Origin of the sequence: Streptomyces thermospinosisporus (assembly GCF_039526425.1) — a bacterium.
Taxonomy (GTDB): domain Bacteria; phylum Actinomycetota; class Actinomycetes; order Streptomycetales; family Streptomycetaceae; genus Streptomyces; species Streptomyces thermocarboxydovorans.
The window spans coordinates 1-3,439 of sequence record NZ_BAAAIZ010000092.1; the positions used below are offsets into that span (position 1 = coordinate 1).

Genomic DNA, 3,439 nt, shown 5'->3' on the forward strand with positions numbered 1-3,439 from the left:
CGCACCCCCCCGGGCGGCGGGGCTCCCGCCGGGCCCTGTGCGCCGCCGTGGGCGGCTCGGGCCGGGGCGGCTGCGCCTTGCGCCGGCCGAAGGTCACTCCGGCCAGGCCCCGCTCCGGCCGAAACGGAGTCCGTCCGACCCACCGGGGCTCCTGCCGGACCGTGATCACCCCCCTGGCCGCGGCCTTACTTCGCCGCAGCCAGCACCTCCTCCGTCGTCACCACACGGGCGAACCGTCCGCCGTGCAGGGACACCGCCGTTGCCCGCGTCAGCTCGTCCGCCGTCGCTGTCCAGCCGAACGGGCCGGTCAGGTCGAAGGTGTGCATGGCGTCCAGTGGGAACAGCACGTCGTAGCCGAGGTTCCCGCCCATGCGCGCCGTCGTCTCGTTGCACATGTTCGTCTGGATGCCGACGATCACGATCTGCCGCACCCCGGCACCCTTCAGCCACCCGTCGAGATCCGGCTCCCCGTAGAACGCCGAGTTCACCGACTTCGTCACCAGCAGCTCCGGGCCGGACCCCTTCCCCCGCCGCTCCTCGACGAAGTCCTGGAAGTCATTGCCGGCGTACCCCACCCGCAACGGCGACCGCGACCCGGCGGGCGAGTCGTGCCGCACGAACACCACAGGGCGTCCGCTCTCCTGCCAGACATCGATGAGCGCGGCGATGTTCCGTTCCGCATCCGGGTTGTTCCGCCGCCCCCAGAACGCGTCCTCGAACCCCTTCTGCACATCGACGACGATCAGTGCCGCGTTGCCCGCGACCTCGAGCTCTGCTGTCTTCTCCTTCTCCATGCCCCTGATGCTCCCGCCCGGCCATCCCGCGCAACAGTGGCAGAAAAGCTGAGCATCGATGGCTTCCTGCCACCCCCTGCCATCATGGATCCATGCAGCGCATAGCCCTCCTCGTCTTCCCCGGCATCCGCGCCTTCGACGTCTCCGTCATCACCGAGGTCTGGGGCAGCGAACGCAGCCTCCCCGGCGTCCCGCCGTTCGAACTGCGCCGCACCGCCACCACCCCCGGCGACCCCATCCCCATGCCGGGCGGACTCACCCTCACCCCTGACCGCCCCCTCGACTGGCTCGCGGAGGCCGACCTGATCGTCGTCCCGGGACTGGTCGACCACGACACTCCCGTCGCCGAACCCGTCCTCGACGCCCTCCGCCGCGCCCACCGGGCCGGCACCCCGATCGCCGCCCTCTGCGCCGGCGCCTTCGTCCTCGCCCGCGCCGGACTTCTCGACGGCCGACGCGCCGTCACCCACTGGCACCTCGCCCCGCAGCTCCAGGCCCGCCACCCGGAGATCACCGTCGAGCCCGACGCCCTCTTCATCGAGGACGGCAACCTCTGGACCTCGGCCGGCACCGCCGCCGGCATCGACCTCTGTCTCCACCTGGTCCGCCTCGCCCACGGAGCCGAAGCCGCCGCCACCGTCGCCCGCTCCATGGTCACCGCCCCCTTCCGCACGGGCACCCAGGCCCAGTTCATCCAGCACCCCACACCCCGCACCGACCGCGACGCCGACACCCTCGGCGCCGTACGCGAATACGCCCTGCGCCACCTCCACGAACCGCTCACCGTCGCCGACCTTGCCCGCCACGCGGGCATGGCACCGCGCACCTTCGCCCGCCACTTCACCGCCGCCACCGGCACCACCCCCCTGCGCTGGCTCCTCGACCAGCGCATCGCCGCCGCCCAGCGCCTCCTGGAACGCACCGACCTCCCCATGCCCGAGGTCGCCCGCCGCGCCGGCTTCGGCAGCGAGGTCACGATGCGCCAGCACTTCGCATCGCGCCTCGCCACCAGCCCCCGCGCCTACCGGGCCGCGTTCAGCGCCACCGCCTCCTCGACCGCCCCGTCACCGGCATTGGAAGGCAGCAGGCCGATCGCCCGGTAGGCGGCGTCCACGACCGGCCGGGCCATCTCCCGCGCCCGCCGAGCACCCTCCCGCAGCACCCCCTCCACATATCCCGGATCCGCGCACAGCTCCCGATGCCGCTGCTGCACCGGCCGCAGCACTTCCACCACAGCCTCAGCGGTGTCCTTCTTCAGAGCGCCGTACGACTCGTATACACCGGCCAGCTCCTCCGGGTTCCCACCCGAGCACGCGGCCAGGATCTCCAGCAGATTCGCCACCCCCGGCCGGGACTCCCGGTCGTAGACGACCTCCCGCCCGCTGTCGGTCACCGCCCGCATGACCTTCCTGCGCACCACGTCCGGCTCGTCCAGCAGATAGACGATCCCCGGCCCGACGTCCTCGCTCTTGCCCATCTTCGACGCCGGGTCCTGCAGATTCATCACCCGCGCCGCCACTGCGGGCGGCGTCGCCCGCGGCACCGTGAAGGTGTGTCCGTACCGGTGGTTGAAGCGCACCGCCAGATCCCGGGCCAGCTCGACATGCTGCGTCTGGTCGTCCCCCACCGGCACCTCGTCGGTCCGGTAGGCCAGGATGTCGGCCGCCATCAGCACCGGGTACGTCAGCAGCGACAGCCGCAAGCTCCCGCCCCGGCGCTGCTCCCGCGCGGCCTTCTCCTTGTACTGGATCATCCGCCGCATCTCGCCGTCGGTCGCCACGCACTCCAGCAGATACGACAGCCGCGCATGCTCATCGACATGGCTCTGCACGAACAGGGTGCACCGCTCCGGATCCAGCCCCGACGCCAGCAGCAGCGTCGCCGCCTGCCGGCTGAGCCTGCGCACCCGCGCCGGGTCGTGGTCCACGGTCAGCGCATGGAGGTCGACGACGCAGAACAGCGCATCGGCCCGGTACTGGTCGACCTCGGCCCACCGCCGCATGGCCCCCAGGTAGTTCCCCAGCGTCAGATGCCCGGTCGGCTTGATCCCGCTGAAAACCCGCGTCATCTCGTCTCTCCCTCTCCTGCTCGTCGGATCGAGGCCGCCGTCCCGGCCGGCCGCCCCCGGAGTCCTGGGAGGAGAAACGAAAACGGCCGCCGGAGCGGCGACCGTTGAGTGCGTAACGCAGCGACGGCCGCCGTCAGGCGGCCCACCAGAACTGGCAGTGCGTACGCGTCGTCATGGGGACAAGAGTACGCCCGGCGGGTGGGGTGAGCACGCGAGTTGACACGCCCCCAGGTGATCCGTAGTGTTCTCCGGGTTGTCCGACGTGAGCGCCGACTCCGGTCGGTCCCCGGACAGCCCTTCCGCGAGTACCACCACTGATCGACAGCAGTCGTCTGTCTGCCGTCGTGTCATCGGCATGCGTATTCGCGAATGGAGGAATCCGCGTTCGAAAGGACGCAGGCCCCCGATTAGCTCGGGAGCCGGGAATCCGCTAAAGTCTCACTCGTCGAAGCGGCCCAACGGCCGTGCGGACGAACCCCGCTGACGGGGGGTCAGGTCGAGAAAAAGATCTGATAGTGTCAGAAACACCGAAGGGAAGCGCCCGGAGGAAAGCCCGAGAGGGTGAGTACGAAGGAAG

The 3,439-nt window shown here is 70.8% G+C and carries 3 protein-coding genes; 1 reads left to right on the forward strand and 2 read right to left on the reverse strand.

What is annotated here, in order from left to right; genetic code table 11:
- Positions 1-185: 185 nt before the first annotated feature.
- Positions 186-794, reverse strand: a complete 609-nt coding sequence (locus ABD207_RS26205) for a cysteine hydrolase family protein (RefSeq protein WP_344015632.1) — start codon at positions 792-794, stop codon at positions 186-188.
- 92 nt (positions 795-886) lie between these two features.
- On the opposite strand from ABD207_RS26205, the gene ABD207_RS26210 reads away from it, so the two are divergent.
- Positions 887-1,897 carry a GlxA family transcriptional regulator gene (locus ABD207_RS26210; protein WP_344015633.1) on the forward strand — a complete coding sequence of 337 codons (1,011 nt, stop codon included), beginning with the start codon at positions 887-889 and terminating at the stop codon, positions 1,895-1,897.
- Here the strand turns inward: ABD207_RS26210 and trpS are convergent.
- Positions 1,816-2,862: a tryptophan--tRNA ligase gene (gene trpS, locus ABD207_RS26215; protein WP_344015634.1), complete on the reverse strand. Its 1,047-nt coding sequence runs from the start codon at positions 2,860-2,862 to the stop codon at positions 1,816-1,818. The two genes, ABD207_RS26210 and trpS, sit on opposite strands and share 82 nt — an antisense overlap.
- Positions 2,863-3,439 lie beyond the last annotated feature (577 nt).